The following is a 24,292-nucleotide window of genomic DNA, read 5'->3' as shown; positions in this document are numbered from 1 at the left end:
ACATGACGGCAGCCGACCACGGTGACGCCTCCGGTTCTCGTTCCCGCAACGCCCTCAAGGCGCCCGCCCGCCCCCCGCGGGCGGCGCCGCCCCGGCCCTCGGCCGCCGCCTCCGGGGCGCGCACGCCCGGCGGGAAGGGGTCCAGGGGAAGCGCGCTGCGCGGCGCCAGGGTCGTACTGGACCGCGCCATGCGGGCCTGGGACCGCCCGCTGACCGCGTACTACGTCATCCTCGGCAGCAGTCTGCTGATCACCGTGCTCGGCCTGGTGATGGTCTTCTCCGCCTCGCAGATCAAGGCGCTGGAGTACGGGCTGCCCTCCACGTACTACTTCCGCAAGCAGCTGTTCGCCGCTGTGCTCGGCACCGGCCTGCTCGTGGCGGCCTCGCGCGTGCCGGTACGGCTGCACCGCGTGCTGTCCTACCCGCTGCTCGTCGGCTCGGTGTTCCTCATGGCCCTGGTCCAGGTGCCGGGGATAGGGCAGTCCGTCAACGGCAACCAGAACTGGCTCTACCTCGGCGGCCCCTTCCAGCTGCAGCCCAGTGAGTTCGGCAAGCTGGCGCTCGTCCTGTGGGGCGCGGACCTGCTGGCCCGCAAGGAGGACCTGAAGCTCCTCGTCCAGTGGAAGCACCTGCTGATCCCGCTGGTGCCGGTGGCCTTCCTGCTGCTCGGCCTGATCATGCTCGGCGGTGACATGGGCACCGCGATCATCCTCACCGCCATCCTGTTCGGCCTGCTGTGGATCGCCGGCGCCCCCACCCGGCTGTTCGCGGGCGTGCTGGGCGTCGCGGGCGCGATCGGCTTCCTGCTGATCAAGACGAGCGGCAACCGCATGGACCGGCTGGCCTGCATCGGGGCGACCGACGTCACTCCCGGTGGCGGCTGCTGGCAGGCCGTGCACGGGATCTACGCCCTGGCCTCGGGCGGATGGTTCGGTTCCGGACTCGGCGCGAGCGTGGAAAAATGGGGTCAACTGCCCGAACCGCACACCGACTTCATCTTCGCCGTGACCGGGGAGGAACTGGGGCTGACGGGCACGCTGTCGGTGCTCGTCCTCTTCGCGGCTCTAGGCTATGCGGGTATCCGCGTGGCCGGTCGAACGGAGGACCCCTTCGTGAGGTTTGCCGCGGGAGGCGTGACGACGTGGATCACGGCGCAGTTCGTGGTCAACATCGGTGCGGTGCTCGGCCTGCTGCCGATCGCCGGAGTCCCGCTCCCGCTGTTCTCCTACGGGGGCTCGGCCCTCCTGCCGACCATGTTCGCGATCGGGCTGCTCATCTCCTTCGCGAGGAGCGATCCCGGTGCGCGAGCGGCGCTCAACGCGCGGGGGCCCGGCTACTGGCCGGGGGCAATGACACGGACGATGAGGCGGTTCGCCAGACGGCGGCCGTCCGGAGAGCGGTGAATTTCGGTGCATGTCGTACTCGCCGGTGGGGGGACCGCCGGCCACATCGAGCCCGCGCTCGCGCTCGCCGACGCCCTGCGCAGGCAGGACCCGACCGTGGGGATCACGGCACTCGGCACCGAGCGGGGCCTGGAGACCCGGCTGGTGCCCGAACGCGGCTACGAACTGGCGCTCATCCCCGCCGTCCCGCTGCCACGCAAGCCCACCCCCGAGCTGATCACCGTCCCGGGGCGGCTGCGCGGCACCATCAAGGCCGCGGAGCAGATCCTGGAGCGCACCAAGGCCGACGCGCTCGTCGGCTTCGGCGGTTACGTCGCGCTGCCCGGCTACCTGGCCGCCAAGCGCCTCGGCGTGCCGATCGTGGTGCACGAGGCCAACGCCCGCCCGGGCCTCGCCAACAAGATCGGCTCCCGTTACACCGACCACGTGGCCGTGAGCACCCCGGACAGCAAGCTCCGGCACTCCCGCTACGTCGGCATCCCGCTGCGCCGGTCCATCGCGACCCTCGACCGCGCCGCGGTCCGCGCGGAGGCGCGTGCCGCCTTCGGCCTCGACCAGAACCTGCCGACCCTGCTGGTCTCCGGCGGCTCCCAGGGCGCCCGGCGGCTCAACGAGGTGATCGCCTCCGTCGCCCCGCGCCTGCAGCAGTCCGGCGTCCAGATCCTGCACGCGGTCGGCCCGAAGAACGAGCTCCCGCACGCCGACAACATGCCCGGCATGCCGCAGTACATCCCGGTGCCCTACCTGGACCGGATGGACCTCGCCTACGCCGCCGCCGACATGATGCTCTGCCGCGCCGGCGCCATGACCGTCGCCGAGCTCTCCGCCGTGGGCCTGCCGGCCGCGTACGTCCCGCTGCCGATCGGCAACGGCGAGCAGCGGCTGAACGCCCAGCCGGTCGTCAAGGCGGGCGGCGGCGTCATCGTCGACGACGCCGACCTCAGCGCGGATTGGGTGCTCGGCAACGTACTGCCGGTCCTGACCGATCCGCACCGTCTGTACGAAATGTCGCGCGCCGCGGCCGAGTTCGGTCGCCCGCACGCCGACGAGCTGCTCGTCGGCATGGTCTACGAGGCGATCGCCGCCCGCCGCGGCTGAACCGCGGTGCCGGCCGGGCACCTCCGGCACCCCCGGCGGGCGACGCCGAGGGTGCCCCGTGCTCCGTTGGGGTCACGGGGAAGGGGCCCGGCCCGCCGGGCGGCGCGCGGCCGCCCCGGCACCACAGCACGACGACTAGCCTGCCCGGAAGCGGAAGGCAGTTCCGACGACCCCGGAGGCGAACGTGGCCGTACCGACGACCGTCGAGGCGGCCGGCGACCAGGACGGCGGGGCCGAGCGCCCGCCGCGGCGGAGCCGGCGCGTCATCGTCCTTTCGGCGCTCGCCGCGGTCACCGTGCTGGGCGGCGCGGGCGCCTGGCTGTTGTACGGCTCCGCCTGGCTGCGCGCCACGCATGTCCGCGTGACGGGCGTTGAGGCGCTCTACCCCGACGAGGTGCGCGACGCCGCGCAGGTCCCGCTCAACGGGCCGCTGGTTTCCGTGGACACGGACGTGATCGCCCGCCGGCTGAAGGTGCGGCTGCCGCGCATCTCCGCCGTCGAAGTGGAGCGTTCGTGGCCGCACACGATCACGCTGAAAGTAACGGAGCGAACTCCCGCCGCCCTTGTGAAAGGTGACGGGTACTACATCGAAGTCGACGCGGACGGCTTCCGGTTCGACGAGCGGGACACTCCCCTCAAAGGTGTGCCCATCATCGAATTGAGGCCCGACCGCGGCTCCGCGAGCAATCGACTTTTCGGGACAAAGCGCCTAGTGGCGGCGGCGGTTCAGGTCGCGGCGGACCTGCCGAAAGTCGCATACCGGGACGCGCAGCTCATCGAGGTGCGCTCATATGACGACATTACGGTCGAACTGACCGGCGGACGTGCGGTGATGTGGGGGAGCGCGGATCAAGGGGCGGAGAAGGCGGTTGCCCTTGCGGCGCTGATGAAAGTCGAGCGCGATGCCGAGTTCTTCGACGTGAGTGCCCCAACAGCCCCTGCCGCGTCGGACGGTTGACGTCCCAGCCTTCTGTTCGACACCCTGGTTGGTCCGGCTCTGGCGTGATCACATAGGGTCAAAAGAAAAACGGGAGGTTCGGCGTGTTCGTTGAACGCGAACCGCTTGTCGATTTAGTGTCCTGTCCCAAAGACAGTGCGGGACAGACATACTGGTAACCCTAAACCTCAGGGTTAGGGTTCGGATCGGCCGGCCTTCCCGACCGTCCCCACAGGTATACGTAACTCGAGGCGAGAGGCCTTCGACGTGGCAGCACCGCAGAACTACCTCGCAGTCATCAAGGTCGTCGGCATCGGCGGCGGTGGCGTGAACGCCATCAACAGGATGATCGAGGTCGGTCTCAAGGGCGTCGAGTTCATCGCGATCAACACCGATGCACAGGCCCTGCTGATGAGCGACGCCGACGTCAAGCTGGACGTCGGCCGTGAACTCACGCGTGGACTCGGTGCCGGGGCCAACCCGGACGTCGGCCGCAAGGCCGCCGAGGACCACCGCGAGGAGATCGAAGAGGTGCTCAAGGGCGCCGACATGGTCTTCGTCACCGCGGGCGAGGGCGGCGGGACCGGCACCGGCGGCGCTCCCGTCGTGGCCAACATCGCCCGGTCGCTGGGTGCCCTCACCATCGGTGTGGTCACCCGGCCCTTCACCTTCGAGGGGCGCCGCCGGGCCAACCAGGCCGAGGACGGCATCGCCCAACTGCGCGACGAGGTCGACACCCTCATCGTGATCCCCAACGACCGGCTGCTGTCCATCTCGGACCGCCAGGTGAGCGTGCTGGACGCCTTCCGCTCCGCGGACCAGGTGCTGCTCTCCGGTGTCCAGGGCATCACCGACCTGATCACCACCCCGGGTCTGATCAACCTCGACTTCGCCGACGTGAAGTCCGTGATGTCCGAGGCGGGTTCGGCCCTCATGGGCATCGGCTCCGCCCGCGGTGACGACCGCGCGGTCGCCGCCGCGGAGATGGCCATCTCCTCGCCGCTGCTGGAGGCGTCCATCGACGGTGCCCGGGGCGTGCTGCTCTCCATCTCCGGCGGTTCGGACCTGGGCCTGTTCGAGATCAACGAGTCGGCCCAGCTGGTCAGCGAGGCCGCCCACCCCGAGGCCAACATCATCTTCGGCGCGGTCATCGACGACGCCCTGGGCGACGAGGTCCGGGTCACCGTCATCGCGGCCGGTTTCGACGGCGGGCAGCCGCCGACCCGCAACCGCGACAAGGTGCTCGGCTCGTACTCCTCCCGCGAGGAGAGCTCCTCCCCGGCGCCGTTCCGTCCGGCCACCCCGCCCGCCGAGCCGGCTCGCCCCGCCTTCAGCGGCCTGGGCAGCGTCACCCAGCGTGAGGAGGAGCCGCTGGGGGCACCCCCCAGCCGCCAGGCCGGGGGAGAGCCGGTCGCCGAGGTGCCGGCCCAGCCGATCGCCCCGCAGGTTCCGCCGGCGCGTCCTTACCAGGACACCGCCGCCGAGGAACTCGACGTCCCCGACTTCCTGAAGTAAGCACAATCACACGTGATAACGCTCAACCACGCACATCCGGGCGGCGCCCACTTCGCCTTCACCGACAGGTGGGGCGGGGTGAGCGCCGCTCCGTACGACAGCCTCAACCTCGGCGGCGCGGTCGGTGACGACCCGGCCGCCGTCCGTTCCAACCGCGACATCGCCGCACGCGAGCTGGGCCTCGACCCCGCCCGCGTGGTGTGGATGAACCAGGTGCACGGCAATGACGTCGCCGTCGTCGCCGCCCCCTGGGCCGACGGGCGGGTCCCGGAGGTGGACGCCGTCGTCACCACCCGGCCCGGCCTCGCCCTCGCGGTGCTCACCGCCGACTGCGTCCCGGTCCTGATGGCCGACGTGCACGCCGGGGTGGTGGCCGCGGCTCACGCCGGCCGCCCGGGTCTGCTGGCCGGCGTCGTCCCCGCGGCGGTCGAGGCCATGGTCGGCCTCGGCGCCCGCGCCGAGCGGATCACCGCGATGACCGGGCCCTCTGTCTGCGGCGCCTGCTACGAGGTGCCCGAGTCGATGCGCGACGAGGTCGCCGCGGTGGTCCCCGAGGCCCGTGCCACCACCAGCTGGGGCACCCCCTCCCTGGACATCGCCGGCGGAGTGCACGCCCAACTCGCGCGGCTCGGCGTCCCGGTGGGTGATAAATCCCATATTTGTACGATGGAGTCCGGGGACCACTTCTCCTACCGCCGCGAGCGGACCACCGGACGACTCGCGGGTTACGTCTGGCTGGACGGACCGAGTGACTGACCGCACGCAAGAGCGAAGGGCCGAGCTGGCCGGCAACCTGGCCGCGGTCGAGGAGCGCATCGCCGCGGCCTGCGCGGCGGCCGGCCGGGCGCGGGACGAGGTGACCCTGATCGTGGTCACCAAGACCTATCCGGCGAGCGACGTGCGGATCCTGTCGGAACTCGGCGTCCGCCAGGTCGCGGAGAACCGCGACCAGGACGCCGCCCCCAAGGCGGCGGCCTGTGCCGACCTCCCGCTGACCTGGCACTTCGTGGGGCAGTTGCAGACGAACAAGGTGCGCTCGGTGGTGCGCTACGCCGACGTCGTCCACTCGGTCGACCGCCCCCGGCTGGTCGACGCGCTCTCCGCGGCCGTCATGAAGTCCGAGCGGGCCGACCGCGAGCTCGGCTGCCTGGTCCAGGTCGCGCTGGACGCCGAGTCCGGGACGCAGGGCTCCCGCGGCGGAATCGCACCGGATGCCGTCGAAGGGATCGCCGAAGCCGTCGCCGCCGCTCCCGGGCTACGCCTCGACGGACTGATGACGGTCGCACCGCTGGCGGGGCTGTACGCCGGTCAACCCCGCGCCGCCTTCGATCGGCTGGCGGAAATCGCATCCTGCCTGCGCGCGGCGCATCCGGCTGCAAACATGGTCTCGGCAGGGATGAGCGCGGACCTCGAAGAGGCCATCGCCGCCGGTGCGACACACGTACGCATCGGTAGCGCGGTACTCGGAGTCCGGACCGGGCTCGGGTAACGTCACCAAACAAGTCGGACCACACAAAAAATATGGTCTTTCCCCGCTGAGAGGACGCAGAGCATGGCCGGCGCGATGCGCAAGATGGCGGTCTACCTCGGCCTCGTGGAGGACGACGGGTACGACGGCCCGGGATTCGATCCCGACGACGAGTTCGAACCCGAACCCGAGCCGGAGCGCTCCCGCCGACCGCACCAGTCCCACCAGCCACCACATCAGGCACAACCGGAGGAACCGGCACGCCTCGTGCACGCTCCGGTCCCCCGGGAGCCACGGATCGCCCCAGTGGCATCCATCACACAAGAACGCCATAGCCTGGAGAAGAACGCACCGGTGATCATGCCTAAGGTCGTGTCGGAACGAGAGCCGTACCGGATCACGACACTCCACCCCCGGACGTACAACGAAGCCCGTACGATCGGGGAACACTTCCGCGAGGGCACGCCGGTGATCATGAATCTGACGGAGATGGACGACACGGACGCGAAGCGACTTGTCGACTTTGCCGCCGGGCTGGTCTTCGGGCTGCACGGCAGCATCGAGCGGGTGACGCAGAAGGTCTTTCTGCTGTCGCCTGCTAACGTCGATGTCACGGCGGAGGACAAGGCCCGCATCGCCGAAGGCGGGTTCTTCAATCAGAGCTGAGATACACAACCGTACGAAACCGGCCGCGAGGCCCATGAACGAGCAGGGGAGAGGGAAGCGCGATGGACATCGCACTCCAGGTGCTGTGGATCGCGCTGATGTGTTTCCTGCTTGTCCTGATCTTCCGGTTGGTGATGGACTATGTTTTCCAGTTCGCTCGATCGTGGCAGCCAGGGAAGCCCATGGTGGTCGTCCTGGAGGCCACCTACACTGTCACCGATCCGCCACTCAAGCTTCTGCGGCGGTTCATCCCGCCGCTGCGTCTCGGGGGCGTGGCGCTCGACCTGTCCTTCTTCGTATTGATGATCATCGTGTACATCCTGCTCACCGTCGTAGGGGGCTTGCGAGGATGACCGATGCGGGCTCCCGATATGTCGACGATCACGTTGAGGTGAAGAGATGCCACTGACCCCCGAGGACGTGCGGAACAAGCAGTTCACGACCGTCCGCCTCCGAGAAGGCTATGACGAGGACGAGGTGGATGCCTTCCTCGACGAGGTCGAGGCGGAACTGACCCGACTGCTCCGTGAGAACGAGGACCTGCGGGCCAAGCTGGCCGCGGCGACCCGTGCCGCCGCCCAGAACCAGCAGCAGGGCATGCGCAAGCCCGAGCCGCAGGACGGCCGCGGTCCCGGGGCCCCCGTGCCCGCCGCCATATCAGGACCGCAGCCGGTGCCGCCCCAGCAGATGGGCGGCCCCGGTCCCCAGGGACCCGGCAGTGGCCTCGCCCTGCCCGCCGGGCCCAGTGCTCAGCAGGGCCCCGGTCCGATGGGCCAGGGTCCGATGCAGGGCGGCCCCATGGGTCAGGGTCCGATGGGGCAGGGTCCGATGCAGGGCGGCCCCATGGGTCAGGGTCCGATGGGGCAGGGTCCGATGCAGGGCGGCCCCATGGGTCAGGGCCCGATGGGCCAGGGTCCGATGGGCCAGCACCCCATGGGTGGTCCCGGTCACCCGATGCAGCAGCAGGGCCCCGGTGGCGACAGCGCCGCCCGTGTGCTCTCGCTCGCCCAGCAGACGGCCGACCAGGCCATCGCCGAGGCGCGCGCCGAGGCGAACAAGATCGTCGGCGAGGCCCGCAGCCGTGCCGAGGGCCTGGAGCGCGACGCCCGCGCCAAGGCCGACGCCCTTGAGCGGGACGCTCAGGAGAAGCACCGCGTCGCCATGGGCTCCCTGGAGTCCGCCCGCGCGACGCTGGAGCGGAAGGTCGAGGACCTGCGCGGCTTCGAGCGCGAGTACCGCACGCGCCTGAAGTCGTACCTGGAGAGCCAGCTGCGTCAGCTGGAGAACCAGGCCGACGACTCGCTCGCCCCGCCGCGCACCCCCGCGGCCGCGTCCCTCTCCTCCGGTTCCGGCGCAATGGGCGGCGGCACCATGGGCGGCGGCATGGCCACGGCCGGTGCCGGCACCATGGGCGGCGGCCAGACCTACGGCGGCCAGGGCATGGGCGGCCACGGCGGCCCGAACCCGACCTACGGCGGTCAGCAGCAGATGTCCCCGGCCATGACGCAGCCGATGGCACCGGTCCGGCCGCAGGGCCCGGCGCCGCTGCAGCAGGCGCCGACGCCGATGCGTGGGTTCCTGATCGACGAGGACGACAACTAGTCGCCGGCGCGACCGCAGCGCCATAGGGCCGGGCCCCCAGGGAAACGCTTCCCTCGGGGGCCCGGCCCTTGCGCGTGGGGGCGGCCCGGTTGCTTGTGTGCGGGTGCGTTGTGGTTTCTGTCGGGGGTTCCCCCGCCCTCCCGCCCGATTGCCCGGCGCGGTTGGTGGGGTATCGCGCGTACGTTGTGGGGTCGGGGCCGCGCCGGCGCACGTCCTCGACGCTCGCGGTGTGCGCCCCACATCCTTGGCGCCGGGTCCGCCGCTCGTCTCCCCCCGGCCTTCGGCCAGGGGGAGCACCCCGCCGCACCCCCTCCCTGTTGCGCGGGCGCAGGGTGTCCAGTTGATGGGTGCGCCGGACAGGTGCGGTGCCCCCGGACTGCCTTCTGGCCCCCACCGGCCGTTGGTCGCCGTCGATTCGGAGGGGGTGGGGCCGTAGGGGTGGGCGTTCTGGACGCTGACGTGTATTCGATGTGCGGCACAGACGGCACCGACGAGTGGTGCCCGCCATGCACATGAATATGCGGTACGGAATGCCCACCCCGCAGGCCCCGCCCCCGGCCCACCCAGCCACAGAGCGAGGCCCGCACCAACCGTGCCGGGCAATCGGGAGGGAGGGCGGGGGAGAGACCCGATCCCGGTCACAAACGCCCCGCAGACAACGACGGGCCGCAAGCAAGGGGCACCCCGGGCACACAGACGGCTGCGCCGTCGTCCGCCGGGGCGGACGACGGCGCAGCCGTCACGCGCGGGCCCCCCGGAGGGTTACCGCTTGCGGAGGTGGAACGTCAGGCCGAGCGCCTCGTCGGTGAAGGCGGGGCCGTAACCCTCCTCCGGGGCGCCGGAGGAGAAGTCCGTCGCGAGGACCTCGTCCGCCACGAGCCGCGCGTGCTCCGCGAGTGCCTCCGCCAGTTCCGCGTCGGCCGCGGCCCAGCGCAGCGCGATGCGGTCCGCGACGTCCAGGCCGCTGTTCTTGCGGGCCTCCTGGACGAGCCGGATGACGTCACGGGCCAGGCCCGCCCGGCGCAGCTCCGGGGTGATCTCGAGGTCGAGCGCCACGGTCGCGCCGGAGTCGGACGCGACGGACCAGCCCTCCCGCGGGGTCTCCGTGATGATCACTTCCTCCGCCGACAGGGCGACCGGCTCGCCGTCCACGACCACCGACGCGTTGCCCTCGCGCAGCGCCAGCGACAGCGCCGCCGCGTCGCAGTCGGCGATGGCCTTGGCGACGGCCTGGACGCCCTTGCCGAAGCGCTTGCCGAGGGCGCGGAAGTTGGCCTTGGCCGTGGTGTCGACCAGGGAGCCGCCGACCTCGCTCAGGGACGCCAGGGAGGCGACGTTGAGCTCCTCGGCGATCTGCGCCCGCAGCTCCTCGCCCAGCGCCTCGAAGCCCGAGGCGGCCACCAGGGCCCGCGAGAGCGGCTGGCGGGTCTTGACCCCGGACTCGGCACGCGTGGCGCGGCCCAGCTCCACCAGACGGCGCACGAGGGCCATCTGGTGGGACAGGACGGGGTCGACCAGCGCCACGTCCACCGTGGGCCAGCTCGCCAGGTGCACCGACTCGGGGGCGCCCGGGGTGACCGGGACGACAAGGTCCTGCCAGACGCGCTCGGTGATGAACGGCACCAGCGGCGCCATCAGCCGGGTCACGGTCTCTACGACGTCGTGCAGGGTGCGCAGCGCCGCCTTGTCGCCCTGCCAGAAGCGGCGCCGCGAGCGGCGCACGTACCAGTTGGACAGGTCGTCGACGAAGGACGAGAGCAGCTTGCCCGCGCGCTGGGTGTCGTACGACTCCAGGGCGTCGGTGACGTCCCGCACCAGCGTCCCCAGCTCGCCCAGCAGCCAGCGGTCCAGCAGCGGGCGGTCGGCCGGGGCCGGGTCGGCCTCGCCCGGGGCCCAGCCGGAGGTGCGGGCGTACAGGGCCTGGAAGGCGACCGTGTTCCAGTACGTCAGGAGGGTCTTGCGGACGACCTCCTGGATCGTGCCGTGGCCGACCCGGCGGGCCGCCCAGGGCGAGCCGCCGGCCGCCATGAACCAGCGCACGGCGTCGGCGCCGTGCTGGTCCATGAGCGGGATGGGCTGGAGGATGTTGCCCAGGTGCTTGGACATCTTCCGGCCGTCCTCGGCGAGGATGTGACCCAGGCAGACCACGTTCTCGTAGGCGTTCCGGTCGAAGACCAGGGTGCCGACCGCCATCAGCGTGTAGAACCAGCCGCGGGTCTGGTCGATCGCCTCGGAGATGAACTGCGCCGGGTACGTCCCTTCGAAGAGCTCCTTGTTCCGGTACGGATAGCCCCACTGCGCGAACGGCATGGAGCCCGAGTCGTACCAGGCGTCGATGACCTCGGGCACGCGCACGGCCTGGGCGGAGCACTGCGGGCACGCGAAGGTGACGTCGTCGATGAAGGGGCGGTGCGGGTCGAGGCCGGTCTGGTCGGTGCCGGTCAGCTCCGACAGCTCGGCCAGCGAGCCGACGCAGGTGAGGTGGTTCTCCTCGCAGCGCCAGATGGGCAGCGGCGTGCCCCAGTAGCGGTTGCGGGACAGCGCCCAGTCGATGTTGTTGTTGAGCCAGTCGCCGAAGCGGCCGTGCTTGACCGCCTCCGGGTACCAGTTGGTGCGCTCGTTCTCGCGGAGCAGGGCGTCCTTGACCGCGGTCGTGCGGATGTACCAGGACGGCTGCGCGTAGTAGAGCAGCGCGGTGTGGCAGCGCCAGCAGTGCGGGTAGCTGTGCTCGTACGGCAGGTGCCGGAAGAGCAGCCCGCGCGCCTGCAGGTCGTCGACGAGGGCCTCGTCGGCCTTCTTGAAGAACTGGCCGCCGACGAGCTCCAGGCCCTCCTCGAAGGTGCCGTCGGGGCGCACCGGGTTGACCACGGGCAGGCCGTAGGCGCGGCAGGTCTTGAGGTCGTCCTCACCGAAGGCGGGCGCCTGGTGGACCAGGCCGGTGCCGTCCTCGGTCGTCACGTACTCGGCGTTGACGACGAAGTGCGCGCCCTCCATCTCCACCAGGGCGAAGGGCCGTTGGTAGGACCAGCGCTCCATCTCGCGGCCGGTGAAGCTCTGCCCGGTGGCCTCCCAGCCCTCGCCGAGCGCCTTGTCCAGCAGTGGCTCGGCGACGACCAGCTTCTCCCGGCCGTCGGTCGCGACGACGTAGGTGACGTCGGGGTGGGCGGCGACCGCGGTGTTGGAGACCAGGGTCCAGGGGGTGGTCGTCCACACCAGGAGTGCGGCCTCGCCCGCGAGCGGGCCGGAGGTGAGCGGGAAGCGCACGTAGACCGAGGGGTCGACCACGGTCTCGTAGCCCTGCGCCAGCTCGTGGTCGGACAGGCCCGTGCCGCAGCGCGGGCACCAGGGTGCGACGCGGTGGTCCTGGACCAGCAGGCCCTTGTCGAAGATCTGCTTCAGCGACCACCAGACGGACTCGATGTACTCCGGGTCCATGGTCCGGTAGGCGTCGTCGAGGTCCACCCAGTACCCCATGCGGGTGGTCAGCTCGGCGAAGGCGTCGGTGTGCCGGGTCACGGACTCACGGCACTTGGCGTTGAACTCGGCGATGCCGTACGCCTCAATGTCCTTCTTGCCGGAGAAGCCCAGCTCCTTCTCGACGGCGAGCTCGACCGGCAGTCCGTGGCAGTCCCAGCCGGCCTTGCGGGTCACGTGGTGGCCCTGCATCGTCTTGAAGCGCGGGAAGACGTCCTTGAAGACGCGGGCCTCGATGTGGTGGGCGCCGGGCATGCCGTTGGCGGTCGGCGGGCCCTCGTAGAAGACCCACTCCGGCCTGCCCTCGGTCTGCTCCAGGGAGCGGGCGAAGACCTTGTTCTCCTGCCAGAACGCGAGCACCTCGTGCTCCAGCGCGGGCAGGTCGACCTGGGCGGGGACCTGGCGGTACTGCGTCATCGGATCTGCCTCCGGCGGACACGTTCGCGTGCGTATTCCGTCGGAGGGACGAGAGCACGTGCTGCCACTGCTCCCGCGGTACCACCCTCCTTGGCTGCGGACGGGCCCTCGCGGGCTCGCTCCGCAACCCCCTCATTGGGGTCGCGCTGCCGGGTCTACTCGCCCTTGCGGGCTTTCTTCCGGCGGCTCCGGGGTGATCTTCACGTCGCGCTGGCCCCCGGGCTTCCACCGTCCCCGGGTCGCTATGGGCTGCGTACGGCGCTACTCGTCCCCTTCCACGCCTTTCGCTCCGCCCAGTGTAAGGGGCCGCGGGGCGCGGTGTCGGCCGGGTTTCGGCGGCGGCCGGTGTGACCCGAATGGCCCGGTCCGCACCCTGTTACCCGTTGGTACCGGAATACCTCGCGGAGAGCTGGGCACAACGGATGCAGACCTGCCTCCCGACCCGGCGCGGCAGGCGAATCCGGCGGCGTGCCCCGTTGCCGCGGGCCCGGAGCCGATTTATCGTTCCGGCACGATTCGCGAGCAAGATCACAATATGTGAAGGGGCCTCGGCCATGGTGGCGAAGAAGACCACCGTCACGAAGAAGACGACGGCGAAGAAGACGGCACCGGCGGCCGCCCCCGCGGCCCGCAGGAACGCCGCGCCCGCCGCGCGGAAGGCCGCGGCCAAGCGCCCGGCCAAGGCCGCGTCCCCCGCTCGCAGGAAGACCGCCACGGCCGGCGAAGGAGCGGCCGAGGCCGGGCGGGCCCCCGAGAAGCGGGCGCTCCCGGTCACGTCCGTGCCGCCCAAGAAGGCCGCACCGTCCACCAGGACCGCCGCGAAGAAGGCGGCGGACGGGAAGAAGGCGCCCGCGAAGAAGGCTGTCGTACCCAAGGCGGCACCCGCCGCGAAGAAGGCCGCGGCAGCCGCCGCGGGAAAGACCGCGGCCAAGGCCGCAGGAAAGAAGGCGGCCGTGGCGGAGGAGACGACGGCCAAGGCGGCGTCCGCGCGGAAGACCACGGGACGTACGGCGAGGAAGACCGCGCCACCCGCCAGGAAGACGGTGACGGCGGCCGAGAAGCCCGCGAAGGCGCCGGCCGCGGCGAAGAAGGCCGCACCGGCGAAGAAGGCCGCACCGGCGAAGAAGGCCGCCAGGACCGTCAAGACCACCAAGACCACCGGCACGACCGCGGCGGCCGCACCCGCCGGGACCACGAAGTCCGTGACCACGAAGACCGGCACGACCGCCCGCGCGGCGGCGAAGACCACGAAGGCCGCGAAGGCCACGAAGACGGGAGCCAAGAAGGTGGCAGCGAAGAAGACGGCGGCCGGGTCGGCCGCGGCAGGGGCGTCCGCCTCCCCGGTCCCCACGGCCCGAATCGCCGAGGCGGCGGGTGCCGTCGCCGCGGGCGACCTGGCGGTTCGTCCGGACGAGGAGCCGTGGTCCGAGGAGGAGGTGGACGCGGCGCGCGCCGAGCTGCTGGCCGAGATGGACCGGCTTCGGTCCGAGATCTCCACCTCGGAGGACGCCATCACCGGGCTGCTGCGCGACTCGGGCGACGGTGCCGGCGACGACCAGGCCGACACCGGCACCAAGAACATCACGCGCGAGCACGAGATGGCGCTGGCCGCCAACGCGCGCGAGATGCTCGCGCAGACCGAGCACGCGCTGGAGCGGCTGGACTCCGGCACGTACGGGCTCTGCGAGTCCTGCGGCAAGCCGATCGGCAAGGCGCGGATGCAGGCCTTCCCCCGTGCGACGCTCTGCGTGGACTGCAAGCAGCGCCAGGAGCGCCACTGACCATGGGCACGGGGAATCGCGGGGCCCGGGTCCCCGCAGCCCCGCTGTTCGGACGTATGTGCCGTAACCTCGTCTGCGTCAGGATCCGGACTGGCGCAGATCAGGGCTGAAGGACTCACATGGCGAAGGCACAGGAGACCGCGGCGGACACGGCCGAGGAGCCGACCGGCGGTACGGACGAGGTCACCGGCAGGGGGCCGCGGCGCATCGCCGTGCTCCTCGGCGTCGCGGCGCTCGCGTACGTCCTCGACCTCCTCTCCAAGATCTGGGTGGTGACCAGCCTCGAGGGGCACGAGCCCATCGACGTGTTCGGCAGCTACCTGCGCCTGGAGGCGGTGCGGAACGCCGGCGCGGCCTTCGGCTTCGGCCAGGGCATGACCATCGTCTTCACGGTGATCGCGGTCACGGTGGTGGTGGTGATCGCCAGGATCGCCCGCAAGCTGCACAGCGTGCCGTGGGCGATCGCGCTGGGGCTGCTGCTCGGGGGTGCCTTCGGTAACCTCACGGACCGCGTGTTCCGCGCGCCGGGCTTCCTGCAGGGGCACGTGGTCGACTTCATCGCGCCGACCCACTTCGCGGTCTTCAACCTGGCCGACTCGGCGATCGTCTGCGGCGGCGTCCTGATCGTCCTGTTGTCCTTCCGCGGTCTCGACCCGGACGGAACCGTCCACAAGGACTGAGCCGGGAGCCGGGCGGCGAGGGACGCCCCGCGGATCCGGCATACTCGATCAGGTGAGTATGCCTGCCGAAGTTCGGTCCCTCCCTGTTCCCGAAGGCCTCGAGGGCGAGCGTGTCGACGCCGCCATCGCCCGCATGTTCGGTTTCTCGCGGACCAAGGCGGCCGAGCTGGCCGCCGCCGGGAAGGTGACGATCGACGGCAGCGAGGCCGGCAAGTCCGACCGGGTCTCGGGCGGTGCCTGGCTCGAGGTCGAGATGCCCGCGCCGCCCCGCCCGGTGGAGGTCGTCGCCGAGCCGGTGCCCGGCATGCGGATCGTGTACGACGACGACCACGTGGTCGTGATCGACAAGCCCGTCGGCGTGGCCGCCCACCCCAGCCCCGGCTGGACCGGCACCACCGTCATCGGCGGCCTGGCCGCCGCCGGCTACCGGATCTCCACCTCCGGCGCCGCCGAGCGCCAGGGCATCGTCCACCGGCTCGACGTCGGCACCTCAGGCCTGATGGCCGTCGCCAAGTCGGAGATCGCCTACAGCGACCTCAAGCAGCAGTTCCGGGAACGCACCGTCGACAAGCGCTACCACGCGCTGGTCCAGGGCCACCCGGACCCGCTCAGCGGCACCATCGACGCCCCGATCGGCCGTCACCCGAACCACGACTACAAGTGGGCCGTGACCGCCGACGGCAAGCCCAGCGTCACGCACTACGACCTCGTCGAGGCGTTCCGCGCGGCCTCCCTGCTCGACATCAAGCTGGAGACCGGCCGCACCCACCAGATCCGGGTCCACATGGCCGCCCACCGCCACCCCTGCGTCGGCGACCTCACCTACGGGGCCGACCCCACCCTCGCCAAGCGGCTGAAGATCGGCCGCCAGTGGCTGCACGCCGTCCGCCTGGGCTTCTCCCACCCCGAGGACGGCCGCTGGGTGGAGTTCGAGAGCCCCTACCCGGACGACCTGCAGTACGCCCTCGACACCGTGCGAGCCGACAGTGTCTGAGAACTACCAGGTGCGGGTCGCAGCCGACCCGGACGACCTGAAGGCGTACTACGCGGTACGGCACGAGGTCTTCGTCATCGAGCAGCAGGTCCCCGCCGATCTGGAGTACGACGCCCATGACGCCGACGCCGTGCACGTCCTGGCCACCGGCCCCGACGGAGCCCTCGGCGCCGGCCGGCTGCTGCTCGGCGAGGACGGCACCGGCATCCTCGGCCGGCTCGCCGTGACCGGCGCATCCCGCGGGCTGGGCATCGGCGTGGCCCTGGTGCGCGCCATCGAGGACGAGGCCCGCAAGCACGGCCTGTCCGCCGTCGAGTTGCACGCCCAGACCCACGCCGTCGGCTTCTACGAGCGCCTCGGCTACACGTCCTTCGGCGAGGAGTACGAGGAGGCGGGCATCCCGCACCTCTCGATGAGGCGCGTGCTCTGACCGGGCCGGGGCGGCCGGCATGCCACGCTAGGGGTGTGGATCAACTCGCGCTGTTCTTCGCCCTGATGCTCGCCGCCATCGTCATGGTGCCGCTGGGTGACCGGACGGGGCTGCCGTCGCCCGTTCTGATGACTCTGCTCGGGGTCGTGCTGGCCCTCCTGCCGTTCGTGCCGAACGTCCAGATCAACCCCGAGCTCATCCTGCCACTCGTGCTGCCGCCGCTGCTCTACGCCTCCGTACAGCGCACGTCCTGGCGGCAGTTCGCCGCCAACAAGAAGGCCATCTTCCTGCTGGCCGTCGCCCTGGTGCTGATCACCACCGCGGCGGTGGGCGCCATCGCCAACGCCATCGTCCCCGGCATCTCGCTGGCCGCGGCCCTCGCGCTCGGCGCGCTGGTCGCCCCGCCCGACCCGGTGGCCGCGACGGCCGTCGCCGGACGCCTCGGCCTGCCGCGCCGCATGGTGTCGACCCTGGAGGGCGAGGGGCTGTTCAACGACGTCACCGCGATCGTCGTCTACAACGTGGCCGTCGCCGCGGCTGTGACGGGCTCCTTCTCCTGGCCGGAGGCGTTCGGCGAACTGCTGCTGTCGGCGGTCGTCGCGGTCGCCGTCGGTGTCGTGCTGGGCTGGACGGCCTCCAAGCTGATGGGGGTCGTGGGCGACCCGACCCTGCAGATCGGGCTCTCGCTGCTCGTCCCCTTCGCCTCGTACGCGATCGCCGACGAGGCGCACGGCTCGGGCGTCCTGGCCGTGCTCACCACGGCGCTGTTCCTCGCCGAACATGCCAGCGACGCCGACGACGTGACCGGACGACTGGTCGGCGCCACCTTCTGGGAGGTCGTCGACACACTCGTCACCGGCGTCGCCTTCGGCCTGATCGGTTTGGAGCTGCACAACGTCTTCGGTGTCGGCGCCGGCCGCTGGGGCACGATGGTCAGCCACGCGGCGATCGTCGTCGGCGCGGTCGTCCTCGTACGGCTGGCCTACCTGATGCCGGCCGCCGCGGTGACCAAACGGCTGCACAAGCGGCGCGACCTCGACGAGGACATCCCGTTGTCCTGGCGCGAGACCGTCGTCATGTGGTGGTCCGGGATGCGCGGCGTGGCGTCCGTCGCCCTGGCGCTGGCCATCCCGCACACCACGGAGACCGGCGAGCCCTTCCCGGCGCGGGACGAGATCCTCTTCATCGCGTTCTCCGTCGTCCTCGCCACCCTTGTGCTGCAGGGACTCACTCTTCCGCAGGTCGTCAAGCGACTCGGGGTGAGCAGCGACACCCAGGTGGAGCACGACATGGAGATGATGCTCGCGCTGCGCGCCATGGCGGCCGCCAAGCAGCGGCTGAGGGAGGTCGAGGAGACCGAGGACTTCTCCGAGGAGGTCTCCGAACTCCTGCACCGCCGCGCCTTCGACGTCGGGGCCCGGATCTGCCCCGACATCGTCGACGACGAGAAGCGCGAGCGGCACACCGCCCGCGTGGGCCGCATCAGGACCGTCGAGCGCGTCCAGCGCGACATGCTCTCCGCCGCGCGGCACGAGGTCCTCGCCGCCCGCAGCGAGCCCGGCTACGACCCCGAGATCGTCGACCGGGTACTGCGTCAGCTCGACGTGCGCAGCCTGCGCGTGTCGCGGTAGGCGGTGCGGTTTGTTCCCTACCGGGCCCCGGGGCCGGGACCGACGTCCTCGGCCGCGGGCGTGGCCTGCTCCCGGTCCGGGGCCTCGGCCAGTCCGGGGGCGATGGCGGTGTTGATGCGCGGCAGCGCGTACGGGTGCTCGCGGCGCAGCCAGTCGATCATGTGCTCCCGCACCACACAGCGCACCGTCCAGATGTCGTCCGCGTCCTTCGCCGTGGCCAGGGCGCGCACCTCGATCGTCGACGGGGTGGTGTCCGTCACCACCAGGCCCCAGGCCCGGCCGTCCCACTGCTCGCACTCCTTGAGGACGTCGTGGAGGTGCTCGCGCATCAGGTCGACGGGCGTGGCGTGGTCCAGGTGGAAGTAGACGGTACCGGTCATCCGGGCGTTGCCGCGGGACCAGTTCTCGAAGGGCTTGCTGGTGAAGTACGAGACCGGCATGGTGATCCGCCGCTCGTCCCAGGTGCGGACCACGAGGTAGGTGAGGGTGATCTCCTCCACCGTCCCCCACTCGCCCTCCACGACCACCGCGTCGCCGATCCGGACCATGTCCCCGAAGGCGATCTGCAGCCCCGCGAAGAGGTTGCCCAGCGTCGACTGGGCGGCGATGCCCGCGACGATGCCGATCAGCCCCGCGGAGGCCAGCATCGAGGCGCCGAAGCCGCGCATCGCGGGAAAGGTCAGCAGCATGGCCGCGACCGCCACCACGCCGACGACCGCGGTGACCACCCGCTGGATCAGCGTCACCTGCGTCCGTACCCGCCGCACCCGAGCCGCGTCCTGCGCGGCGGAGGCGTACCGCGAGTAGGACGCCTCCACGATGGCCGCCGCGACCCTGACGACCAGCCAGGCACAGGCCCCGATCAGTACCAGCGTCAGCAGCTGCCCGATCCCGCGGGTGTGGCCGCGGGCCAGGTGCGCCTGTTCGTACGAGCCGCGCAGCAGCGAGCCGCAGATCACCAGCTGGAGGGGCAGGCGCGCGCGCCGCAGCAGGTTCCACAGCGGGGTCTCCCGGTGCCGGGCGTCCGCCCGGCGCAGCGCGTGGTCCACGGCCCAGCCCACGGCGAGCGTCACAATGAGGGAGCCGCCCACCACGCCGAGCGGCCGTATGACGGAATCCATCAATCCTCCTGGCAAGGGGACGTCCACCTGTTCGTCAAGCACGACCCGAGGTCTTCAGCGTCAGGCCACGCCGCGCCGTCCGGGCAGGGCGTTCCAGGCGTTCTTCCGCAGGGTCAAGGCCGGGCAGACCCCGGGCTACCCACGCTTCAAGGGCGTCGGGCACTTCGACGGTGACGGGGGGCATGATGGAGCCCGTACCCGACCGTGCGCCGATCATGGGAAGTGAAATTGTGACCTCGGGCATGACCATCGTGCTGTTCCACTCGGCCTACGGACTCCGTCCGGCCGTGCACGCCGCCGCCGACCGGCTGCGCGCGGCCGGCCACGAGGTGCACGTTCCCGACCTCTACGAGGGCCGCACCGCGGAGACCGTCGAGGAGGGCATGGCCATCAAGGACGAGATCGGCCGCGACGAGCTGCTGATGCGCGCCGTCACCGTCTCCGGGCCGCTCTCCGAGCGCGGCCTGGTCTACGCCGGGTTCTCGCTGGGCGGCTCCATCGCGCAGAACCTCGCCCTCGCCGACGCCAAGGCGCGGGGCCTCCTGCTGCTCCACGGCACCTCCGACATCGCCGACGACGCCACCACCGACATCCCCGTGCAGCTGCACGTCGCCGAACCCGACCCCTTTGAGCCGGACGACTGGCTGAACGCCTGGTACCTGCGCATGCGCAAGGCCGGCGCCGACGTGGAGGTCCACCGCTACCGCGGCGCCGGCCACCTGTTCACCGACCCGGACCTCGATGACTACGACGCGGAGGCGGCGGAGCGCGCCTGGGCGACCGCCCTGGACTTCCTCGCCGACCTCGCGGCGGAGGCGGATGACGCGTAACGCCCATGTGAGCGGGAGCCGTTGTCAGTGCCCGCTGAGATCATCCGGGACATGGGTGTTCTCTACGGGTACTACTCCGCCGCCGACGACAAGGACGCCGCCCGCGCCGTGGTCCGCGAATTCCACCACGCCGAGGGCGGCGGCCGCGACCAGCACGTGACCCAGGGCATCGACCCGGTGGTGGAGTTGCTCCCCGCGGAGGTGCTCATCACCGGCCGCGCCCCTGAGGACGTGCGCTCCGATCCGCGCCGCGGCGCCCTGGTGGGAGTGGCCGGTGAGGGCAGAGTGGTCGCCGTCTCCCTCACCGACAGCTTCCGCGACGCGCTCGCCGCCTTCGACGTGGACCTGCTGGACGACGTCGCCATGGGGTGGTCCCGCACTTCCGGAGGCCTCCACGGCGTGCACGGACCGGACGTCCTCGGGCCGTTCCTCAAGGAGCTCGCCGGGCTGGCCGGCCGCGCGTCGGCCGACGGACGGCGTCTCTACTGCTGGATACGCCCCTGAGCCGCGTCGGCCACCTCGGCCACCTCGGCCACCTCGGCGGCGTCGGCCGGGCCGGCCCGGCGCGGCCCGGCCGACGCGGCGAGCAGCAGGAGCGCGGCCGAAGGCAGGAACAGGTACATCGCGATCGCCGCGCCGATGACGGACCAGGCGACCAGCGCCAGTGCGATGACGACGCAGGCCTGGGCGAAGACCCTGGGGAAGCGCCCCAGGAGCGGCGGCAGCGTCAGGGGCACCACGGTCAGCACGAAGAAGCCGCCGTAGTAGCTGTCCAGCCCGTAGAGCAGTCCGGGCACCGCAGCGGCGAGCGCCCCCATCGCGAGCACCCACTGCCGGCGCGCGATCCCCAGCCGTACCTCCGGCCGCCCCGACCCAGCCCTCATGGCCGCCCCTTCCCCCTGGCGAACACCGCTTTGAACGCGTTCAACCTAGCGGATCGCGGCCCGGCTCAGTACCAGCGGCTGAACGCGGCGGCGCCGAGACCGGACCGGGCGGCGTGACGGAGCACGCGCAAGGGCGCGTCGAGCAGTTCCGCGGCGCCGAAGTCCGCGTCGCCCACGACGCGCATCCAGTCGGCCACGCGGGCGAGGACCTCCTCCCGCCGGGTGCCGGACGTCCAGGGCCCGCTCGACCCGGGGGAGTGCCGCCACCACTTCGTCGTGGGTCAGCAGGAACTCGCCGAATCTGCCGGGCAGCAAGGCTGTGGCTCCGGGGCCGAGCGCGTACACGAGCGCCGCGACCGGGCTCGCCTTGCGGGCGGCGACGGCGAACGGGCCGTCGCCGCCGGTCCGCGGCATGAGGTCCATGAGCTCGTCCTGCAGCGTCAGCGTCGGCTGGTCGTCCTCGGCGGCGGTCGCGCAGTGGACGAGTTCGGCGAACCGCAGCACGGCCGGGGCGTCCGCCAGGAAGCGCTGCCCGGCACCGCCCGCCGGCAACAACTCCTCTTCTCCGGTGGCGTGCGGGGACGTGTGCCCGGACAGCGCACGTGCCCGCGCCCGTGCCTCGTCGTCGGGGACGGCCCCGACCACCCAGACGCCCGTCACACTCACGGCCCCCACCTCCCTCCCGGCTCGGCTCCGACCGTATCCGCCGGCAGGGTTCGTTGCCGTTCCCGGGACGGCCGGGGTGGAATGGGCGGATGGAAGACCTGTCCCCGATCGCCGCAGCCCTGGCGGAGGTCGGCCCCCGCCTCAAACGCCTGCGCAAGGAGCGGGGTGTCACCCTGGCCGCGCTCTCCGCGGCCACCGGCATCTCCACGAGCACCTTGTCCCGCCTGGAGACCGGCGGGCGCCGCCCCAGCCTCGAACTCCTCCTTCCGATCGCCCAGGCCCACCGCGTGCCGCTGGACGAACTGGTCGGCGCCCCCGAGGTCGGCGACCCCCGGGTACGCCTCGAAGCCCGCCGCGTGAACGGCCGTACCGTCCTGCCCCTGACCCGGCAGCCGGGTTCGCCGCAGGCCTGGAAGGTCGTCGTCGCCGCGGGCCAGTGCGAGCCCGACCTTCGCGTCCACGAGGGCTACGAGTGGCTGTACGTGCTCTCCGGACGTCTGCGGCTCCTGCTGGGCGAGCGCGAGGTCGTCCTCGGCGCCGGCGAGGCCGCGGAGTTCGACACCCGGATGCCGCACTGGTTCGGCAGCGCCGGCGACCAACCCGTCGAGATCCTCAGTCTCTTCGGCCGCCAGGGCGAGCGCATGCACGTCCGCGCCAGGCCCGGCCGGAGGGAAGGGGCCGGCGGCGGTGCCGACTGAGGTCCCGCTGGTGCCGTCGCAGGGACGCGTTGACCGCGCATTCCCTGTCCCGGTGACCTCCGTCGAAACGGGGGAGAGACGGGTGGAAACGATGGGGGAACCAGGGGTCACTCGCGTCCGTCCCCATCCACGACAAGCTCCGGGCTGATCCGGCGGAAGCCCGACTCCACATCCTGCACAGGGTCGCGCCGCTGACGGTGCTCGGGCTGCTCGCGACCGGCACGTGGCACGACGAGAGTGTCCGCCGGCACCCGGCGAGCGGACGGGCCGCGCTCGTCGCCGCCGTCGCCACGCCGGTGACTCGGCCGGCGGGCCGTGTTCCACACCAGCGCAGCCTGTCCGGCGGGTTGGTCAGGCGCCGAACTCGAGACGAAAGCTCAACTGGGCCCCCACCTCTCGAAATCCGAGCGCGCCCGCGACCCTTCGGGACGGCTCAGGCCGAGCTCTCCATTGAGGCAGGAGACCCGCATCGAGAGCATGAGCCACTGCCGCGGAGGCCACGGTCCTCGCCAACCCACGGCCGCGGCGCTGCGGTGCCGTCAGTACCGACACATGAGCCGTGCCCCCGGGCCAGATCCGGTATCCCGCTGCGGCCACGGCCTCGCCGCCGTCGAGGATGACGAACGCGGGCGAGGAGATCTCACCCAGGCCGCTTTCGCCGGCGTCTTCGTGCCCCGCTGTCGCGAGCAAAGCCAGCACGTCAGGGTGTTTCACTGACAGACGCGCCACCGCGTGGTCCGTGGACACAGGACGGAACTCCACGTCAGACACGTAGGCGAGCGTGGCCGGACCCAGCACCTCGGCGACGGGCAGTACCGTCCGGAGCGCATCCGCCCGGACGAGGGTGTCCGGGGGAATACCAGCGGTGGCTTTGCGGAGCAGTACGGCAGCCTCGGCTGTCGGAACCGTGAGAATCCCTGCTGCGCCCAGCACCACGACCCCACACCACGAAGGGGGACACAACGCCGACCCCGGTGAGACGACCACGTCGGCAGCGGAGCGTCTGAATTCAGCGGGTGCGCAGGCCAATTCCCGCCACATGGCTCGAGCGCGAGCCATCAGGTCGTCAGGCATCCCTGCATCCTGCCATCGGAGCGCCGCGGAGGCGGGGAGCAGGGTGAGACGATGGGTCTCCTGCCGGACCTCGCCGCTCACTTGTCCCCGTGTTGCCCGGCTGACCCGCGCCCGTTCCACATGCGTGGGGGTCGACGCGGACGGGATGACAGCGGGGCAGGCTGTGGCTGGGGTGCGTGTCCCCCCGCGTGCCCGACCTGTCGGGAAGCCGGGGGGAACCACGAGGCGTTACAGGAAGGCTCCGACCCAGGTCAGCGAAGGTGCAGGTGCTCGGACCACGGCAGCTCCCGCCCACAGTCTCTCCGTGCCGACCTTCGCTGCCGGGCGCACGGGATCGTCACCGCGAAGTGGGTCCCGGCCCTGGTTGACACCAGGACTTGAACGCGTTCAAGATGATGTCCGCCGTCTACGTGGGGCGCCGCTCCCGGGCGTGTGCGAGACACGAGAGGCGGGGCGTATGGCTGTCGACCGGCATCAGCGGATACGACGTGCGTTCACGGGCGCTGCGTTGGGAGGCGCGGTGACATTCCTGTTGGCCTCCTGCTCCGGCTACTACCCGGTCGAGGTCGACACCGTTGATCAGCTGACGGGCGTGTGGTCGGACTGGAGCGGGGCCACAGTCGAGTTCAAGGACGGCGGCACGTTCACAGCCAAGGGCTTCGACAAGGCGGAGGTCGTCCGGGAGTGTCCGGGCGTCGCCGACGTGCAACATGGAACCTGGTCTCCCTCCGGAACGTCCGGCACGGTCACCTTCGACGGCGTGGACTGCGACGGCATGAAAGTGGCCTTCTACGGCTCCCCGAGTTCCTTCGTCGCCTGCTTCACTCGGGACGAGACTTCCGGGGGGTGCACGCACGAATTCAGCCGGCAGGCTGATCCGAGTGGTCCCGGTCGCGAACCGACTACGTGATCGCCACGTCACG

Annotated in this window: 23 protein-coding genes and 1 pseudogene; 19 read left to right on the top strand and 5 right to left on the bottom strand. The window is 71.4% G+C overall.

Annotation, left to right across the window (positions count from 1 at the left end):
• The first annotated feature begins 2 nt into the window (after nt 1-2).
• From ftsW to ACRWNP_RS06200, 9 genes are all read left to right on the top strand, one after another.
• Nucleotides 3-1,403 (top strand): putative lipid II flippase FtsW, encoded by a 1,401-nt coding sequence (ftsW, locus tag ACRWNP_RS06240; RefSeq protein WP_431959956.1) that lies wholly within the window; start codon nt 3-5, stop codon nt 1,401-1,403.
• 6 nt (nt 1,404-1,409) lie between these two features.
• Entirely contained in the window at nt 1,410-2,501 is a 1,092-nt protein-coding gene (gene murG / locus ACRWNP_RS06235) for an undecaprenyldiphospho-muramoylpentapeptide beta-N-acetylglucosaminyltransferase (RefSeq protein WP_431959955.1), read from the top strand.
• Between the two features lie 184 nt (nt 2,502-2,685).
• The gene (locus ACRWNP_RS06230) at nt 2,686-3,459 is read left to right on the top strand and encodes a cell division protein FtsQ/DivIB (protein ID WP_431959954.1); all 774 of its coding nucleotides are present in this window, start codon (nt 2,686-2,688) and stop codon (nt 3,457-3,459) included.
• A 246-nt stretch (nt 3,460-3,705) separates the two neighbouring features.
• Nucleotides 3,706-4,953: a cell division protein FtsZ gene (gene ftsZ, locus ACRWNP_RS06225; protein ID WP_431959953.1), complete on the top strand. Its 1,248-nt coding sequence runs from the start codon at nt 3,706-3,708 to the stop codon at nt 4,951-4,953.
• Nucleotides 4,954-4,968: 15 nt separating this feature from the next.
• On the top strand, nt 4,969-5,709 hold the full coding sequence (gene pgeF / locus ACRWNP_RS06220) for a peptidoglycan editing factor PgeF (protein WP_431960037.1): 741 nt from the start codon (nt 4,969-4,971) through the stop codon (nt 5,707-5,709).
• Nucleotides 5,702-6,442 carry a YggS family pyridoxal phosphate-dependent enzyme gene (locus ACRWNP_RS06215; protein ID WP_431959952.1) on the top strand — a complete coding sequence of 247 codons (741 nt, stop codon included), beginning with the start codon at nt 5,702-5,704 and terminating at the stop codon, nt 6,440-6,442. The genes pgeF and ACRWNP_RS06215 overlap by 8 nt, the downstream gene beginning before the upstream one ends.
• 63 nt (nt 6,443-6,505) lie before the next feature.
• Nucleotides 6,506-7,087: a cell division protein SepF gene (locus ACRWNP_RS06210; protein ID WP_431959951.1), complete on the top strand. Its 582-nt coding sequence runs from the start codon at nt 6,506-6,508 to the stop codon at nt 7,085-7,087.
• A gap of 62 nt (nt 7,088-7,149) precedes the next feature.
• Complete coding sequence (locus tag ACRWNP_RS06205) at nt 7,150-7,440, top strand: YggT family protein (RefSeq protein WP_018557120.1); 291 nt, start codon at nt 7,150-7,152, stop codon at nt 7,438-7,440.
• Nucleotides 7,441-7,486: 46 nt separating this feature from the next.
• The gene (locus tag ACRWNP_RS06200; protein ID WP_431959950.1) at nt 7,487-8,689 is read left to right on the top strand and encodes a DivIVA domain-containing protein; all 1,203 of its coding nucleotides are present in this window, start codon (nt 7,487-7,489) and stop codon (nt 8,687-8,689) included.
• A 762-nt stretch (nt 8,690-9,451) separates the two neighbouring features.
• Here ACRWNP_RS06200 and ileS read toward each other — a convergent pair.
• On the bottom strand, nt 9,452-12,580 hold the full coding sequence (gene ileS, locus ACRWNP_RS06195) for an isoleucine--tRNA ligase (RefSeq protein WP_431959949.1): 3,129 nt from the start codon (nt 12,578-12,580) through the stop codon (nt 9,452-9,454).
• A 554-nt stretch (nt 12,581-13,134) separates the two neighbouring features.
• On the opposite strand from ileS, the gene ACRWNP_RS06190 reads away from it, so the two are divergent.
• The 5 genes from ACRWNP_RS06190 to ACRWNP_RS06170 all read left to right on the top strand — a co-directional run bounded on the left by ACRWNP_RS06190 (nt 13,135) and on the right by ACRWNP_RS06170 (nt 18,096).
• Complete coding sequence (locus ACRWNP_RS06190; protein ID WP_431959948.1) at nt 13,135-14,361, top strand: TraR/DksA family transcriptional regulator; 1,227 nt, start codon at nt 13,135-13,137, stop codon at nt 14,359-14,361.
• Nucleotides 14,362-14,480: 119 nt separating this feature from the next.
• Entirely contained in the window at nt 14,481-15,041 is a 561-nt protein-coding gene (gene lspA / locus ACRWNP_RS06185; protein WP_431959947.1) for a signal peptidase II, read from the top strand.
• A 58-nt stretch (nt 15,042-15,099) separates the two neighbouring features.
• A complete protein-coding gene (locus tag ACRWNP_RS06180; RefSeq protein WP_431960036.1) occupies nt 15,100-16,035 on the top strand; it encodes an RluA family pseudouridine synthase in 936 nt (311 codons plus the stop codon).
• Complete coding sequence (locus ACRWNP_RS06175; protein ID WP_431959946.1) at nt 16,028-16,465, top strand: GNAT family N-acetyltransferase; 438 nt, start codon at nt 16,028-16,030, stop codon at nt 16,463-16,465. Before ACRWNP_RS06180 ends, ACRWNP_RS06175 begins: the two co-directional genes overlap by 8 nt.
• A gap of 35 nt (nt 16,466-16,500) precedes the next feature.
• The gene (locus ACRWNP_RS06170; RefSeq protein WP_431959945.1) at nt 16,501-18,096 is read left to right on the top strand and encodes a Na+/H+ antiporter; all 1,596 of its coding nucleotides are present in this window, start codon (nt 16,501-16,503) and stop codon (nt 18,094-18,096) included.
• A 17-nt stretch (nt 18,097-18,113) separates the two neighbouring features.
• Here ACRWNP_RS06170 and ACRWNP_RS06165 read toward each other — a convergent pair whose 3' ends face one another.
• Entirely contained in the window at nt 18,114-19,217 is a 1,104-nt protein-coding gene (locus tag ACRWNP_RS06165; RefSeq protein ID WP_431959944.1) for a mechanosensitive ion channel family protein, read from the bottom strand.
• A 58-nt stretch (nt 19,218-19,275) separates the two neighbouring features.
• On the opposite strand from ACRWNP_RS06165, the pseudogene ACRWNP_RS06160 reads away from it, so the two are divergent.
• From ACRWNP_RS06160 to ACRWNP_RS06150, 3 genes and pseudogenes are all read left to right on the top strand, one after another.
• Nucleotides 19,276-19,386, top strand: a pseudogene (locus ACRWNP_RS06160) (RNA-guided endonuclease TnpB family protein); the annotation flags it as partial.
• Nucleotides 19,387-19,459: 73 nt separating this feature from the next.
• On the top strand, nt 19,460-20,047 hold the full coding sequence (locus tag ACRWNP_RS06155; RefSeq protein WP_431959943.1) for a dienelactone hydrolase family protein: 588 nt from the start codon (nt 19,460-19,462) through the stop codon (nt 20,045-20,047).
• Between the two features lie 51 nt (nt 20,048-20,098).
• A complete protein-coding gene (locus ACRWNP_RS06150) occupies nt 20,099-20,551 on the top strand; it encodes a hypothetical protein (protein ID WP_431959942.1) in 453 nt (150 codons plus the stop codon).
• On the opposite strand, the gene ACRWNP_RS06145 is transcribed toward ACRWNP_RS06150, so the two are convergent.
• The gene (locus ACRWNP_RS06145; protein WP_431959941.1) at nt 20,530-20,931 is read right to left on the bottom strand and encodes a hypothetical protein; all 402 of its coding nucleotides are present in this window, start codon (nt 20,929-20,931) and stop codon (nt 20,530-20,532) included. The two genes, ACRWNP_RS06150 and ACRWNP_RS06145, sit on opposite strands and share 22 nt — an antisense overlap.
• A 45-nt stretch (nt 20,932-20,976) precedes the next feature.
• Nucleotides 20,977-21,597: a hypothetical protein gene (locus ACRWNP_RS06140; RefSeq protein WP_431959940.1), complete on the bottom strand. Its 621-nt coding sequence runs from the start codon at nt 21,595-21,597 to the stop codon at nt 20,977-20,979.
• Between the two features lie 89 nt (nt 21,598-21,686).
• Here ACRWNP_RS06140 and ACRWNP_RS06135 point away from each other — a divergent pair, with 89 nt between their 5' ends.
• Nucleotides 21,687-22,295, top strand: coding sequence for a helix-turn-helix domain-containing protein (locus ACRWNP_RS06135; RefSeq protein WP_431959939.1), 609 nt, complete (start codon nt 21,687-21,689; stop codon nt 22,293-22,295).
• A 351-nt stretch (nt 22,296-22,646) separates the two neighbouring features.
• Here the strand turns inward: ACRWNP_RS06135 and ACRWNP_RS06130 are convergent, their stop codons facing one another.
• Nucleotides 22,647-23,231 carry a GNAT family N-acetyltransferase gene (locus tag ACRWNP_RS06130; protein WP_431959938.1) on the bottom strand — a complete coding sequence of 195 codons (585 nt, stop codon included), beginning with the start codon at nt 23,229-23,231 and terminating at the stop codon, nt 22,647-22,649.
• A gap of 595 nt (nt 23,232-23,826) precedes the next feature.
• On the opposite strand from ACRWNP_RS06130, the gene ACRWNP_RS06125 reads away from it, so the two are divergent.
• A complete protein-coding gene (locus tag ACRWNP_RS06125; RefSeq protein WP_431959937.1) occupies nt 23,827-24,279 on the top strand; it encodes a hypothetical protein in 453 nt (150 codons plus the stop codon).
• The last annotated feature ends 13 nt before the right edge of the window (nt 24,280-24,292 follow it).

Source organism: Actinacidiphila sp. bgisy160 (genome assembly GCF_965342435.1).
Classification (GTDB): domain Bacteria; phylum Actinomycetota; class Actinomycetes; order Streptomycetales; family Streptomycetaceae; genus Actinacidiphila.
This window is presented reverse-complemented; position numbering and strand designations above follow the sequence as displayed.